13 protein-coding genes are annotated in these 14,328 nt (G+C 70.4%); 8 read left to right on the top strand and 5 right to left on the bottom strand.

Annotated features, from left to right (window positions below):
• Positions 1-64: 64 nt before the first annotated feature.
• Positions 65-715: a TetR/AcrR family transcriptional regulator gene (locus tag IG99_RS39010; protein ID WP_037682878.1), complete on the top strand. Its 651-nt coding sequence runs from the start codon at positions 65-67 to the stop codon at positions 713-715.
• A 12-nt stretch (positions 716-727) separates the two neighbouring features.
• On the opposite strand, the gene IG99_RS39005 is transcribed toward IG99_RS39010, so the two are convergent.
• From IG99_RS39005 to IG99_RS38990, 4 genes are all read right to left on the bottom strand, one after another.
• A complete protein-coding gene (locus tag IG99_RS39005; RefSeq protein WP_037682876.1) occupies positions 728-1,642 on the bottom strand; it encodes a class I SAM-dependent methyltransferase in 915 nt (304 codons plus the stop codon).
• A gap of 107 nt (positions 1,643-1,749) precedes the next feature.
• Positions 1,750-2,931, bottom strand: a complete 1,182-nt coding sequence (locus IG99_RS39000; protein WP_037682874.1) for an acyltransferase family protein — start codon at positions 2,929-2,931, stop codon at positions 1,750-1,752.
• A 150-nt stretch (positions 2,932-3,081) separates the two neighbouring features.
• On the bottom strand, positions 3,082-4,416 hold the full coding sequence (locus tag IG99_RS38995) for an alpha-2,8-polysialyltransferase family protein (RefSeq protein WP_037682872.1): 1,335 nt from the start codon (positions 4,414-4,416) through the stop codon (positions 3,082-3,084).
• Positions 4,413-5,390 carry a glycosyltransferase family 2 protein gene (locus tag IG99_RS38990; RefSeq protein WP_037682869.1) on the bottom strand — a complete coding sequence of 326 codons (978 nt, stop codon included), beginning with the start codon at positions 5,388-5,390 and terminating at the stop codon, positions 4,413-4,415. The genes IG99_RS38995 and IG99_RS38990 overlap by 4 nt, the downstream gene beginning before the upstream one ends.
• A 199-nt stretch (positions 5,391-5,589) precedes the next feature.
• Here IG99_RS38990 and IG99_RS38985 point away from each other — a divergent pair, with 199 nt between their 5' ends.
• The 5 genes from IG99_RS38985 to IG99_RS38965 all read left to right on the top strand — a co-directional run bounded on the left by IG99_RS38985 (position 5,590) and on the right by IG99_RS38965 (position 10,696).
• Positions 5,590-6,900 carry a DUF6716 putative glycosyltransferase gene (locus IG99_RS38985; RefSeq protein ID WP_037682866.1) on the top strand — a complete coding sequence of 437 codons (1,311 nt, stop codon included), beginning with the start codon at positions 5,590-5,592 and terminating at the stop codon, positions 6,898-6,900.
• 20 nt (positions 6,901-6,920) lie between these two features.
• Positions 6,921-8,153, top strand: a complete 1,233-nt coding sequence (locus IG99_RS38980) for an N-acylneuraminate cytidylyltransferase (RefSeq protein ID WP_037682863.1) — start codon at positions 6,921-6,923, stop codon at positions 8,151-8,153.
• A gap of 13 nt (positions 8,154-8,166) precedes the next feature.
• Positions 8,167-9,105, top strand: coding sequence for an N-acetylneuraminate synthase family protein (locus tag IG99_RS38975; protein ID WP_037682861.1), 939 nt, complete (start codon positions 8,167-8,169; stop codon positions 9,103-9,105).
• A 38-nt stretch (positions 9,106-9,143) separates the two neighbouring features.
• On the top strand, positions 9,144-10,238 hold the full coding sequence (locus tag IG99_RS38970) for a hypothetical protein (RefSeq protein WP_037682858.1): 1,095 nt from the start codon (positions 9,144-9,146) through the stop codon (positions 10,236-10,238).
• A 107-nt stretch (positions 10,239-10,345) separates the two neighbouring features.
• Entirely contained in the window at positions 10,346-10,696 is a 351-nt protein-coding gene (locus IG99_RS38965) for a DUF1330 domain-containing protein (RefSeq protein WP_037682857.1), read from the top strand.
• Positions 10,697-10,717: 21 nt separating this feature from the next.
• Here the strand turns inward: IG99_RS38965 and IG99_RS38960 are convergent, their stop codons facing one another.
• Entirely contained in the window at positions 10,718-11,377 is a 660-nt protein-coding gene (locus IG99_RS38960) for a class I SAM-dependent DNA methyltransferase (protein ID WP_037682856.1), read from the bottom strand.
• Positions 11,378-11,650: 273 nt separating this feature from the next.
• On the opposite strand from IG99_RS38960, the gene IG99_RS38955 reads away from it, so the two are divergent.
• Both IG99_RS38955 and IG99_RS38950 read left to right on the top strand, forming a co-directional pair.
• Complete coding sequence (locus IG99_RS38955) at positions 11,651-12,892, top strand: M20 family metallopeptidase (protein ID WP_037682854.1); 1,242 nt, start codon at positions 11,651-11,653, stop codon at positions 12,890-12,892.
• Between the two features lie 279 nt (positions 12,893-13,171).
• A complete protein-coding gene (locus IG99_RS38950) occupies positions 13,172-14,200 on the top strand; it encodes a BMP family lipoprotein (protein WP_078948179.1) in 1,029 nt (342 codons plus the stop codon).
• Positions 14,201-14,328: the final 128 nt, after the last annotated feature.

Below are 14,328 nucleotides of genomic sequence, written 5' to 3'. Positions count from 1 at the left end.
CTCCTTAACGTTGTTAAGTGCTCTCGGCCATGAGCCTGCCCTTAACGCTGTTAAGCTGTCAAGCGTGGTTACCGAACGACGCGCGCCCCTCGACCGCACACGGGTCGCGGACACCGCCCTGAAGCTGCTCAACGAGGTCGGTCTGGAGGGGCTGACCCTCCGCGCCATCGCCAGGGAGCTGGACGTCAAGGCACCGGCGCTGTACTGGCACTTCAAGGACAAGCAGGCGCTGCTCGACGAGATGGCGACCGAGATGTACCGCCGGATGATCGCCGGCGCCGCCCTCGACCCCGACGACAGCTGGCGGGAACGGCTCCTCAAGGCCAACCGCGGCCTGCGCACCGCGCTGCTCGGCTACCGCGACGGCGCGAAGGTCTTCAGCGGTTCACGCTTCACCGGCATCGAGCACGCCGGCCAGATGGAGGAGACCCTGCGCATCTTCACCGCCGCGGGCTTCACCCTCGCCCGGTCGGTCCGCGCCACCACGACCGCGTACCTCTACACACTCGGCTTCGTCACCGAGGAACAGGGCGTGCGGCCCCTGCCCGACGAGCGTCGCGAGGGCTACGACGTCGAGGAACGCGCCCGCATGATGGCCGACTTCCCGCTGTCGGCGGCCGCGGGCGCGGAGATCTTCGAGGACTACGACCGGCACTACGAGGAGGGCCTCGCGGTGGTGCTGGCGGGGATCGAGGCCCAGTACCGGATCAGCTGAACGAGGACGGGGTCAGCGTGCGGTTCCGCGCGCGTTGCGCAGGGCCCGGGTGACCACGGGCGGCAGCAGGTCCTTGGCGATCCTGCGGGCGTAGCGTCCGCGGACGGGACTGGCGGGCGTGGCCGCCCGGGGCTCGGCGGGGGCAGGGGCCGCCTCGGGTTCGGCGAGGTGGTGCCGGGAGGGCGGGAACGACGGAGCCTTCATGCCGTTGGACTTCAGGCGCACGATGCGGTGTCCGGCCGCCTCCTGCACGCTGAGGTGACAGTCGGTGCGGGCCCGCACCATCGCCAGCAGTTCCTCCTGCACCGGACCCGGGTCCTCCCAGGTGCCGTACAGCTTCTGAGTGCTGAGGCAGATCGGGCGCAGCCCCCGGTTCAGCACGGCCTCCCAGACGGCTATCGAGACGCCGGGCGTGTGCTCGGAGCGGAAGTCGTCCAGGACGACCACGCCACCGGGCAGCAGGGCGTCCCGGGCGGCCGTGATGTCGGCCTCCACGTGCTCGTACAGGTGCGAGCCGTCCACGTGGACGAACCGGCAGGAGTCCGGCTCCACCTCGGACGGCACCACGGAGCTCGGGCCGTGCAGGACGCGCGGCAGCTCGTCGTGGAAGGCGAGGTAGTTCTCCTCGAAGACCCGCCGGGTGAGGGCGGAGTACGACTTGACCGACTCCGCCCGGTTGGCGTCGTCGGGCGCGTCGCCCTCGAAGAGGTCGCACACGGTGTAGCGCTCGCCCTCGCGCAGATGGCGCCCGGAGAAGATCGCGCTCTTGCCCATGTACACCCCGACCTCCAGCAGGTCACCCCGCAGCCCGGAGCTCTCCTGCCGGTCGAGGAACCAGTCGAAGAGCACCTGGTCGAGGACCGGGAACCAGCCCTTGACGTCGTCGAGGGTGCGGGGCGGACGGATCGAGCCTGATGTCGCTGTCATGAGAAGAGCTCCCTGGTTCGGCCGTGAACTGCCTGGCGCCTGCCCGACGGGCGGATTTCACTCCTCGCTGCGGATGAATTCGGGGCCAACTCCCGCCGTACGTACGGCTACCGGGCCGTCGGCCGGGACAGCGCCTTGCGGATCCTCGGGGTGAAACGGTCCTCCACCAGCTTGTTCAGCAGCCACGCCAGGACCAGCATCGCGAGGACGGTCAGCGCGAAGGTGGCGTACGAGGGGACGCCCAGCTTGCGGTGCAGGACCTCGACGACGACCCAGCCCAGATGCTCGTGCACCAGGTAGAAGGGGTACGTCAGCGCGCCCGCGACGGTCAGCCAGCGCCAGTTCGCCCAGTGCAGCCAGCCCAGCGCGATCGCCGTCACGGCCAGGAAGCCCAGGGTCACCACCAGCATGATCCCGACGGACGAGCGGTAGGAGAAGAACTCGGGGTTCGACGCGTGCCACAGCCGGTCCACCGCGTAGTGCTGGCCGATCAGCCAGCTCACCACGACGATGCCCCAGGCGTACGGGTCCCGCCGATCGCGGTGCACCAGGTACAGGCCGACCCCGCCGATGAAGAACGGCGCGTACTCCGGCATCAGGACGATGTCGAGCAGCGGCATCTTCGCGCCCTGCGCGATCGCCGCCGCCAGGGTCCAGCAGGCGCAGAACATGATCACGCGCCGGCGGTTGGCGCCGGGCAGCACCACACACAGCGCGAACAGCGCGTAGAAGCGGACCTCCGCCCACAGCGTCCAGCACACGCCGAGCACCCGGTCCACGCCCAGCGGCATCTGCATCATCGTCAGGTTGACCAGCGCGTCGCTCGGCGAGACCGCCTTGTACGTCACCACCGGCAGCGCGAACACCGCCGTGACGAGGATGATCGCCGCCCAGTACGCGGGCAGTAGCCGGGCGGCGCGGGAGGCGAAGAACGAGCGGAGGGGGCGCCCCCAGCCGCTCATGCATATGACGAAGCCGCTGATCACGAAAAATATCTGCACGCCGAGGCAGCCGTAGGCGAAGTACCCGTGCAGTGTGGGGAACTGGAGCTTCGGTGAGGTGCCCCAGGCGTGCGCGATCTCGCCGTCCCGGCCGCCGTAGTGGTACGCCGCCACCATCAGCGCGGCCACCAGGCGCAGTCCGTCCAGCGCCCGCAGCCGGGTCTCCCGGGGCTTGCGGGGCGCCACGGGCTGCGGCGGACCGGCCGGCGTGTCGGTGGCGGGCGGCAGGACGGCGCGGACCACGGTGCCCGTGGACGTCACACGGGTGTCCCCGGGCGTGTCGATCACAAGATTCCCCTCGCTGGGACTCAGCAGGACCACAGCACACTAATTCGATTCAAACGTCGACTTCTGCTGACGAAGCAAGGCTTCGCCCGGCCGTCCGCACCCGTTCACTTGGGCGTCGCCTCCCCGTCCGGCCCCGGTCGCCCCGCCGCGTCAGCGGCCCACCGCCCGCCGCAGCGACCGGGCCCGCCGGGCCACCCGGCGGACCGTCGCGTTGCGCGGGATGAAGGCCAGCTGCGCCGGGACGGCACCCGGCAGACCGAGGGAGGTGAGGCGGCGACGCTTGAAGTACCGCCAGGTATGAGTGTTCAGATGCCGCGTCAGATACGCCTCGGCCTCCGCCCGCAGGCTCGGGTAGATCTTCGGCTGCATCGCGAAGCCGACCGCCCGCACGAGGTCGTTCAGTCCGTCCGTGTCCAGGCCCGGACGCTGCTCGGCGACCGCCTCGCCGTCCGTCAGCTCCGGAAGCAGCGCGTCGACGATCGTCACCGGCACCCGGTTGCTGTTCTCGTACGGCGTCAGCCGCTCGAGCAGCGTGCCCGTGCCGACCCGGGCGACGGGCAGGCCGAACAGGGCGGACGCGGTCAGCAGGGCGGTGGAGAAGCAGCCGACGACCAGCGCGGGACGCATCCGCTGGTAGAGCACCTCGGCCAGGACCGGGGTGTCCAGCACCGTCAGTTGGGCGCCGAGCCGCTCCGCCTCCTTCTCCAGGTCGCGCGACCAGCGGGCCGGCGCCGAGGGGTGCGGCTTGAACACCACGCGCCTGTGCCCGAGTTGCACCGCGCCCTTCAACATCCGTACGTGCAGGTCCTCTTCCTCCTCGGCGGTGAGGATGCCGAGCGCGGAGAGGTACTGGCCGAGCAGCAGTGCCGGCTCGTCGAGGGCCGGCAGGTCGTCGCCGGTGTCGACGAGTTCAGCCAGGACCTTCACGAACGCGTCCGTCGGCACGATCTCCGGAGCGACGCCGAACTCCGTGAGCAGCAATGGCGTCAGGCCCGGCACCAGGTCCAGGTGGAGGAGACGGTCGATGCGGGTGCCGACCAGCGGGTCGATCTTGTTGCGGGTGGGCCCGTAGCTCATCAGGCCGTCGGCGTAGACGGTGACGGGCGCGCCGGTGAAGATCTGCGTGAACCCGAGCGAGGGGTGGACCTGGATCGACTCGACGGCCAGTTCCACATCGTCGTCGCCGAGCCCCCACAGCAGCCGCAGGTGCCGCTCCCACAGCGGGACGTCGTCCATGCGCGGGGACCAGCCCCCGGGGTGGAAGGGGGAGATGGTCTCGTTCCACGACACCACGTCGTCGAAGCGGGTGCGCAGCCGCTCGAATCCGGGCATCTCGTCGAGGCCCGGGGAGACCTCGGGCGTCGCCGCGTTGTTGCAGACCAGCAGGATGCGCCGGTCGGCGGGGCGGAAGCAGTCGGAGTCCAGGGCGGCGGCGAGCGTGGCGGTGCCGTACAGCGTCGACGCCATGAAGATCTGCGTGGTCATGCGGCGACCCCCGTGGCGGCGGGACGGCGGCGCAGCCGGCGCAGCCGGGTCGCGCGCTGGACGTCCATGGAGTCGAGCGCCTCGTCCAGGACGTCCTGCGGCATACGGCGCATCGCCACGGCACTCATCGACTTGAGTTTTCTCGCCACCGCGGGCTCGAACCTTTCGATGGATCCCAGATGATGGGAAATGATCGCGCAATACGTGCGGACGGCCTTCGGCAGGAGTTTGTCCGCCTCGCGGTCCTGTGCGGTTTCCGCGATGACCTGGTCGAACGCCCGGATGAAATCGAGTTGCCGCACATCGCCGATCTGGGTGAGCGAGGAGGCGACTCCGCGCCGGTAGTAGACGCCGAGCAGCCCCACCGCGGCGAAGGAATCCGCCTCCCGGTGCAGCTTCCAGATCCACGGCCGGTCCTCCGCGGTGCGCAGCCCGTCGGTGAAGTGCAGCACCCCCTTGTCGACCAGCCGGCGGTGGTAGACACCCGCCCACGCGTACGCGTAGTCGACGGAGGTGGAGCGGTCGGCGGGCAGGATCGCGTCCCGCGGGTTCATCACCACGCCTCGCCGGCCGTGCGGCACCCGGTGGACGCTGCGCGCCCGCGCGGTGCACTGCACATGGTCGGTACGCACGAAGTCGCAGCCCAACTCCTCGATGGCCGCGACCAGTTGCGGATAGTAGCCGGGGGCGAGCCAGTCGTCGCCGTCGAGGAACGTCAGGTACTCGCCCCGCGCCTTGTCGATCCCGGTGTTGCGCGCGGTGGCCAGCCCTCCGTTCTTCGCGTGTCTGACATACACCGCGCCGGGCAGCTCGCGCTCCGCGCGCGCGAGAATGTCGGGCGTCTCGTCGCGCGAACAGTCGTCGACGAGGATGAATTCGAAGTCCTCACGTGCGTTCGCACGCAGACTCCTCAGGGTGTCTGGCGCGTATTGCTGCACGTTGTAGAACGGCACGATGACGGAGAGCTTGACCACGGGGTTGACGTTAGGCGCAGGCCCCGGCATTCGTCTTTACCGTCGACTTGATGCCAGGTGAACGGCATGTGGCGAAGCAGTGAACCAGGTCTTTTTGCGAGTCCTTGACGGCCCGATTCGCCATTCGTCGACGTGCTGTTAACCGTTTGTTGCATTCAGGTTGGGCGGAAGCACGGAATGCCTTCCTACGGTCTTCGACGTGCCAGCAAGTGCAACGAAGGGCCTGCGAGTCGCCGTTCTCGCGGATTCCGACACCCGTTGGAAATGGGGCGCGCTCACCGCGAAGCGCACCGTTTCCGCTGAATCGGACATCCGACTGGACGGCTATCTCCTGCGCGGCCGAGCCACCCCCACACCCCGTCAGCTCCGCGAGGTCGGCGTCCCCGCCGACTCCCTGCGCGAGGTGACCGCCGTGGAGTTCCTGCGTGCGATGAGCGAGGAGTCGTACGACGTCCTCGTCCTCTCCCTCGTCGGCGGCGGCGTCCAGGCGATGCTGCACGGCCTGCGGCGCGCCTGGGACGGCCGGACCGAGCGGCCCGTCGTCGTCACCGGCTATGTCGGCGTCGTCTACGAGAAGCTCGCCGACGGCCTGCTGCTGCGGCACGGCGCGGACCTCGTCCTCGCCAACTCCCGCCAGGACGCGGACCGTTTCCGCGACGTCTACGAGGGAGTGGGCGCCGACGCCTCCTCCGTCACCGAAGTCGCCCTGCCCTTCCTGGGCGGAGCCGCCTACGAGGGCGAACACACCCCCTACACGGTGGTGTTCGCCGCGCAGCCCTCCGTACCGGACAGCCGCAAGGACCGCACCTACCTCCTGGACCGGCTCGTACAGCACGCGAAGCTCCACCCCGAGCGCGAGGTGCTGCTCAAGCTGCGCTCCAGGCCCGGCGAGCACACCACGCACCTGGAGGAGCTGCCCTACCAGAAGCTGGCGCAGCGCTCCGACCTGCCGGCCAACTTCCGCCTGGTGTACGGGCACATGGGCGAGGTGCTCGACCGCACCGACCTGCTCGTCACGGTCAGCTCCACGGCCGCCCTGGAGTCCCTGCACCGCCACATCCCCACGGTGATCCTCACCGACCTCGGGGTGCGCGAGGTGCTCGGCAACCACCACTTCGTCGGCTCCGGCTGCCTCGCCTCCTGGGACCAGCTCGACGCCGGACACCGCCCGGTGCCCGACGCGGAGTGGGTCGCCCGGCAGGGTGTCGCCGCCGAAGGCTCGTACGAGACCGCCTTCGACGCGGCCCGCGAGCGGATCGCCAAGCTGCTCGCCACGCCCGAACTGCCCCCGCTCGCCCCGTACTACACGCCCGAGACCGCGCCCGGCTATCTGCCCGGCCTCCTCGCCCGCCACCACCTCGGCCCCGACGGCAGCCCGCTGCCCGGCGCCCCCGCCGCCGACAAGGACCCCGGACCGGTCCGGCAGATCGTGCGCCGGGCGGCGCGCGGCGCCTACCGGCACGGCGTGCAGCGGGTGGCCCCCGTCATCCGGCGGATGGGTGAGCTGTGAGCCCTCAAGGAGAAAAGCCCATGTCCGACACATCAGTTGGGGTGCGCCGCGTCCTCGCCGTGATCCCCGCGCGCGGCGGCTCCAAGGGCGTGCCCGCGAAGAACCTCGCCCCCGTCGGCGGCATACCGCTGGTCTCCCGCGCCGTGCGCGAGTGCCGCGCCTCCCGCCTGGTGACCGACGTCGTCGTCTCCACCGACGACCAGGCCATCGCCGCCGCGGCCCGCCAGGCCGGCGCCGAGGTCGTGCTGCGGCCCGCCGCCATCGCCGGTGACACCGCGACCTCCGAGGCCGCCGTCCTGCACGCCATGGACGCCCATGAGGCCCTGCACGGCACCGCGGTCGACGTGGTCCTGCTGGTGCAGTGCACCAGCCCGTTCATCGTCCGCGAGGACCTCGACGGAGTGGCCGGCGCGATCGTCGAGAACGGTGCCGACACCGCCGTGACCGTGGCCCCCTTCCACGGATTCATCTGGAGGGACGCCGACACCGAGGCCACCTCCGGGGAGGTGACCGGCGGTTACGGCGTCAACCACGACAAGTCCTTCCGCCCCCGCCGCCAGGACCGCCCCCAGGACCTGCTGGAGACCGGCGCCGCCTACGCCATGGACGCGCCGGGCTTCCGCAAGCACCAGCACCGCTTCTTCGGCCACACCGAGCTCGTCCGGACCGACCCGGCCCGCGTGCTGGAGATCGACGACCCGCACGACCTCGCCCGCGCCCGGGCCCTGGCGCTACTTTTCGACGCCGACCGGCCCGGCGCCCTCCCGACCGCCGACGACATCGACGCGGTCGTCCTCGACTTCGACGGCACCCAGACCGACGACCGGGTGCTGATCGACTCCGACGGACGGGAGTTCGTCTCCGTGCACCGCGGGGACGGACTCGGCATCGCGGCCCTCCGCGACAGCGGCCTGCGCATGCTGATCCTGTCCACGGAACAGAACCCCGTGGTCGCCGCCCGGGCCCGGAAGCTCAAGCTCCCGGTCCTGCACGGCATCGACCGCAAGGACCTCGCCCTCAAGCAGTGGTGCGAGGAGCAGGGCATCGCGCCGGAGCGCGTGCTCTACGTCGGCAACGACGTCAATGACCTCCCGTGCTTCGCCCTCGTGGGCTGGCCCGTGGCGGTCGCGAGCGCCCACGACGTCGTGCGCGGCGCCGCACGCGCGGTCACCACCGTCCCCGGTGGCGACGGCGCGATCCGGGAGATCGCCAGCTGGATCCTCGGCCCCTCTCTCGATTCCCTCACCAAGTAAGGAACGCATCGCCATGAGCAACAACTCCCGCATCCGCAAGTTCGGTACCCGCGAGGCCGGCCCCGGCCGCCCCGTCTACGTCACCGGCGAGATCGGCATCAACCACAACGGCGACATCGAGAACGCCTTCAAGCTCATCGACGCCGCCGCCGAGGCCGGCTGCGACGCGGTCAAGTTCCAGAAGCGCACCCCGGAGATCTGCACCCCGCGCGACCAGTGGGACATCGAGCGCGACACTCCCTGGGGCCGGATGACGTACATCGACTACCGCCACCGCGTGGAGTTCGGCGAGGAGGAGTACGCCCAGATCGACGCCTACTGCAAGAAGCGCGGCATCGACTGGTTCGCCTCCCCGTGGGACACCGAGGCCGTCGCCTTCCTGGAGAAGTTCGACGTCCCCGCCCACAAGGTCGCCTCCGCCTCCCTCACCGACGACGAGCTGCTGCGCGCCCTGCGCGCCACCGGCCGCACCGTCATCCTCTCCACCGGCATGTCGACGCCGAAGCAGATCCGCCACGCCGTGGAGATCCTGGGCAGCGACAACATCCTGCTCTGCCACGCCACCTCGACCTACCCGGCGAAGGCCGAGGAGCTCAACCTCCGCGTCATCAACACCCTGCAGGCCGAGTACCCGAACGTCCCGATCGGCTACTCCGGCCACGAGACCGGCCTGCAGACCACGCTCGCCGCCGTCGCCCTCGGCGCCACCTTCGTCGAGCGCCACATCACCCTCGACCGCGCCATGTGGGGCTCCGACCAGGCCGCCTCCGTCGAGCCGCAGGGCCTGACCCGCCTCGTCCGCGACATCCGCACCATCGAGGCCTCCCTCGGCGACGGCGTCAAGAAGGTCTACGACTCCGAGCTCGGCCCGATGAAGAAGCTGCGCCGCGTCGCCGGCGCCGTCGCCGAGGCGGAGATCGCGGCGGCGGCGGGCGAGCCGGTGGCGGTGTGAGTCCCCAAGACTCCGACTTACGGGACGGTCACACGCCGATGAGCCCCCGCGCCGGGAAGTCCGGCCACACCCCCCACACCCTCGCCTTCGTCGAGAGTCCGGTCCAGCTGCTCAACGTGCTGGAGTGGGCGCACGCACACGCCCCCACGCTCCGGACGGAGGAAGGGCCCTGCGCGGGGTTCACCCTGGTCGTCCTGTCCCCGAACGACCCGATGACCCGCGGTCAGCTGCGCCGCATGGCCGAGCTGGCCCGCGAGGAGGGCCACGAGGTCCGCTGGGAGGAGGCGCGCGGCGGTCCCGCGGCCCCGTTCCAGACGATCGGCGGCCTGACCTCGCTGCTGCGCCGGGCACGGCGCGTGGTCATGGGGGACCCGTTCTCCCGGTACGTGCAGCTGCTGCTGACCATCACCCGGGCCCGCGAGCTGGTCGTCGTCGACGACGGCACCGCGACGATGGAGTTCGTCGGCCAGCTCTCCCGGGGCGAACGACTCGTGCGCTGGCACCGCAAAGGCGGCCGCCCCGGACCCCGTGACCTGCTCTTCGCCCCCGTGTCGTCCTCCGCCCGGCGCCGGCTCACGCCGGGCGGGGACCGCACGGTCGAGGTCTTCTCCTCGATGCCGATCGAGGAGACGCCGGACGGGGTGACCGTCACCGCGAACGACTTCGCCTGGACCCGCGGCCGCTTCGGCCCGCCCCGCATCACCAAGGGCGCGGACCTGGTCGGCACGTCGCTGGTGGAGACCGGCGTGGTGGACGGGGACCGGTACCTCGAGGCGGTCAAGGCGCTGGCACACGCGCACGGCGCGGCCCGCTATTTCGCGCACCGCAGGGAGAGCGCGGAGAAGCTGCACCGGCTGGCGGCCGAGACGGGCCTGGAGATCGTCCGCCCCGACCTGCCGCTGGAGCTGATCGCCCGCCGTGGCCCGATCGGCCGAACGATCCTGAGTTTTCCGTCGACGGTCGTGCACACCCTGCCGCTGGCCCTCGTCGGCACCGACGTCAAGGTCGCGGTCTGCGACATCGACCCCGCCTGGCTGACCGAGAACGCCTCCCCGAGGGCCCAGGGCTTCCTCTCCGGCGTCACGGGAACGGCGCGGGACGTGCACCGGCTGTCGATGGTCCGCGCGGTGTAGGGGCGCGTTACCTCCGCGGTAATGGCCGTGGGCGGCCGGCCGCGCCTACGTTCGCATTCGGGCGTCCCCCTCCGGGACGCACCCGAACGAGCGACCGAGGGAGCCCCGTGTCCACCGCGCCCGCCTACGGCTTCGCCCATCTGCGCAGCCGCCGCCCCCACCCCGACATCCTCGATTACCTGGAGCGCATCCAGGCCACCCTCGACCCCTTCAAGGGCCGCTTCGTCATCCACGGACCGCCCACCGAGGTGGTCGAGGGGACCTGGCCGGGCAGCATGGTGCTGATCGAGTTCCCCGGTCTGACCGAGGCCCGCGCCTGGTACGCCTCACCCGCCTACCAGGAGATCCTGCGCCTCCGCACCGACCACATCGAGGGGGACGTCCTCATCATCGAAGGCGTCCGCCCCGACTACGACCCACGGGAGCGGGCGGAGAAACTGCGTGCGGATCACACGTAGAACCACGGGCCCCCGCGGGCCCTACTCCGGCTTCCGCGCCAGCACGTATGCCCGGGGCAGCCGCTGTTCGCCGACCGGCTCCAGCACCGTACGGGACAGCAGGCCGAAGCCGGCCTCGGTCAGCGCGGCGGTCATGGTCTGCGGGGCGCGCAGGTAGTAGTCGAGGGATATCTGCAGGCCGAACCGTTCCGTCATCAGCAGATGGCCGTCCTCCTCGCCCGTCTGGAACGCCAGGAGCAGATGACCGCCGGGCACCAGGACGCGGTGGAACTCGGTGAGGACGGCACCGAGGTGGTCGTCCGGTACGTGGATGGTCGAGTACAGGGCGGCGATGCCCCCGAGGGTCTGGGGCGGCAGGTCCAGCGCCGTCATGGAACCGACGTGGAACCGCAGCCCGGGGTGGGCCGACCGGGCCAGCGCCACCATCTTCGGCGAGACGTCGACACCGAACACCCGCAGTCCGAGGGCGGCCAGCCGCGCGGTGACGTACCCGGGCCCGCTCCCGACGTCCGCGACCGGCGCGTCACCGTGGTCCCTCACCACCTCCGCGAACGCGGTGACCAGCGCCCTGTCCACGGGACGCTCGCCGAGGCCGTCGGGAAAGCGGGCGGTGTACTCGTCGGCCATCGCGTCGTAGGACAGGCGCGTGGCCTGGACGAAGGCGGGATCCGGGTAGCTCACGCCCGTGGACTCTATCCCGGAGTCCGGGCGCCGATCCCGAGTATCGGACAGATCGGCGTGATGGACACGTTGCGTGGTATCCGTGAAAGAAGTGATGTCCGTTGGGTGAACGCCGCCGATCCGGCCAACGTGCCGAAAATCACGGAGTTTACCCATCACCCCTGGTTCCTATGCGTCGGGCCGTCAAATTTTCTTCCCCTAAGGGGTTGAATTTTTGTTGATCGCGCCAGTTGGCGGCTTCGGCGTCCTACCCTTCAAAGGGTGACGCAATTGATGTCCTCAGAGTCCGAGGTCGATCCGGCCGGGGAAGCGAGCCTCCCCGGCGAACTGCCCGAGGCGCTCCGCGCCGAGCTCGTCGCGTTCCGGCGCGATCTGCACATGCATCCCGAGCTCGGCAACCAGGAGTTCCGTACGACCGCCGCGATCAAGTCCCGGCTGGAGAAGGCCGGGCTCAAGCCGCGCGTGCTCGCCGTCGGGACCGGACTCGTCTGTGACATCGGGGTACCCGACGGGGGCCGGGTCGACGGGCCTCCGATCATCGCCCTGCGGGCCGATATCGACGCCCTGCCCATCCCGGACGCCAAGACGGAGTGCCCGTACCGCTCGACCGTGCCCGACCGCGCGCACGCCTGCGGACACGACGTGCACACCACCGTCGTCCTCGGGGCCGGGCTGGTCCTCGCCGAGCTGCACCGGCAGGGGCGGCTGCCCCGGCCGGTACGGCTGCTCTTCCAGCCGGCCGAGGAGGTCCTGCCCGGCGGGGCCGCCGACGCCATCGACTGCGGGGTGCTCGAAGGGGTCGGGCGGATGCTCGCCGTGCACTGCGACCCCCGCGTCGACGCCGGAATGGTCGGCCTGCGTCACGGGGCCGTCACCTCCGCCTGCGACCGCCTGGAAATCGCCCTCGACGGCCCCGGCGGCCACACCGCGCGACCGCACCTCACCACCGACCTCGTCACCGCCGTCGCCCGGGTCGTCACCGACGTGCCCGCGCTGGTCGGCCGCCGCGTCGACACGCGCGCCGGGCTCGCCGTGACCTGGGGCCGCATCGAGTCCGGCCACGCCCCGAACGTGATCCCGCAGCACGCGGAACTCTCCGGGACGGTGCGGTGCCTGGACATCGACGCCTGGCGCCAGGCTCCCGACATCGTGGTCGCCGCCATCGACGAGGTCGCCAACCTGCACCGCGCCAAGTCCGAGATCAACTACGTCCGGGGCGTCCCGCCCGTCGTCAACGACGGGGACGTGACCGACCTGCTGCGGGACGCCATGGTCGCGCGGCGCGGCGAGGACTCCGTGCAGAGCACCGACCAGAGCCTGGGCGGCGAGGACTTCTCCTGGTACCTGGAGCACGTGCCCGGCGCCATGGCCCGGCTGGGCGTGCGTCCGCCGGGGGAGCGCACGGTGCGCGATCTGCACCAGGGCGACTTCGACGTCGACGAGTCGGCCATCACGGTCGGTGTCGAGCTCTTCACCGCGGCGGTCCTGCTGGACGCCGCGACCCGAACGGCGTAGGGCGACGGGGTGTCCATCGGATGGCCGGTCGACACCCCTTTGTCCATTTGTGTCACGCGGGCGTAACCGCCGGTAAAAGGTTGTAACTCGTTGGCGGCACGAATCGATAACGGCCCCTGAGAACCCCGTTCCCCTCCCCTTCTACGCGCGTTACTGTGCGCCGCAATCGCCACCTGAGGCGGCGCAGTCGGGAAAGCGGGCCGGTGACGGTGCCGTGGGGACGAAGGGGTGCTTGCTGTGCGTCTGATTTCTCGGAGGAACAGGTTCTCCCAAGCAGCGGTGGCCGTCGCGGTCGTCGCTCTCGCGGCCACCGGCTGCGGCGAGTCCAGCTCGGGCTCCAAGAGCAGCGACTCGTCCTCCGGCTCGTACAGCGGCAAGGGCATCGGCCTCGCCTACGACATCGGCGGCAAGGGTGACCAGTCGTTCAACGACGCCGCCTACGCCGGATTCCAGAAGGCCGAGAAGGAATTCAAGATCGGCGGCCGGGACATCGAGCCGCAGGACGGCGAGTCCGACGCCGACAAGGTCCAGCGCCTGGAGCAGCTCGCCAAGGCCGGCTACAACCCGGTGATCGGCGTCGGCTTCGTCTACGGACCGGCCGTTCAGCAGGTTGCCGCGAAGTTCCCGAAAACCACCTTCGGGATCATCGACGACGACAAGGCCAAGGCCAAGAACGTCGCCGACATGGTCTTCAGTGAGGAGCAGTCGTCGTATCTCGCCGGTGTCGCGGCGGCGAAGGCCTCCAAGAAGAACCACATCGGCTTCATCGGCGGTGTCGACATTCCGCTGATCCACAAGTTCGAGGCCGGGTACGTCCAGGGCGCCAAGTCGGTCGACCCGAAGATCAAGATCGAGTCGCAGTACCTGACGCAGACGGCGCAGGAAGGCGGCTTCTCCAGCCCCGACAAGGGGAAGGACGCGGCCAGTGGCCAGATCGAGGCGGGCGCCGATGTGCTGTACCACGCGGCAGGCCTCTCCGGGCAGGGCGTGATCTCCGAGGCGGCGAGCAACAAGGTGTGGGCGATCGGCGTCGACTCCGACCAGTACAAGCAGAGCGCGCTGGCCGCCTACAAGGACTACATCCTCGGCTCCGCCCTGAAGAACGTGGGCGGCGCGGTCTACAACCTGGTCAAGTCCGTCTACGAGGGCAAGCCCCTCACCGGCGTCGTCCGCGGCAGCCTCTCCAACGACGGCGTGGGCTTCGCCGACACCAACCCGAAGTACAAGGCCATGACGGACGTGGTCGAGGCCGTGAACAAGGCCGAGCAGGACATCATCGGCGGCAAGGTCACCGTCAAGACCAGCTGAGCCGAGCGCGGCAGAGCCCCCGGCCCGTACGGCGGATTCTCGGGGTCCTCGCAACACCTGATGGTTTACGCGGCTGTCAGTAGATCACGCAGGCGCTCGGCTGGGGTTCTCCAGCCGAGCGTTTTGCG

Origin of the sequence: Streptomyces griseus subsp. griseus (assembly GCF_000720255.1) — a bacterium.
Classification (GTDB): domain Bacteria; phylum Actinomycetota; class Actinomycetes; order Streptomycetales; family Streptomycetaceae; genus Streptomyces; species Streptomyces griseus_I.
The sequence above is the reverse complement of the archived record's forward strand: the minus strand, read 5'-3'. Positions and strand labels throughout refer to the sequence as shown.

Bases quoted from the DNA above. Each gene is read 5' to 3' on its own strand.
- IG99_RS38955 (WP_037682854.1), top strand. From the start codon at position 11,651: ATGTCCTCAGAGTCCGAGGTCGATCCGGCCGGGGAAGCGAGCCTCCCC.
- IG99_RS38975 (WP_037682861.1), top strand. From the start codon at position 8,167: ATGAGCAACAACTCCCGCATCCGCAAGTTCGGTACCCGCGAGGCCGGC.
- IG99_RS39005 (WP_037682876.1), bottom strand. From the start codon at position 1,642: ATGACAGCGACATCAGGCTCGATCCGTCCGCCCCGCACCCTCGACGAC.
- IG99_RS38980 (WP_037682863.1), top strand. From the start codon at position 6,921: ATGTCCGACACATCAGTTGGGGTGCGCCGCGTCCTCGCCGTGATCCCC.
- IG99_RS38970 (WP_037682858.1), top strand. From the start codon at position 9,144: ATGAGCCCCCGCGCCGGGAAGTCCGGCCACACCCCCCACACCCTCGCC.
- IG99_RS38995 (WP_037682872.1), bottom strand. From the start codon at position 4,416: ATGACCACGCAGATCTTCATGGCGTCGACGCTGTACGGCACCGCCACG.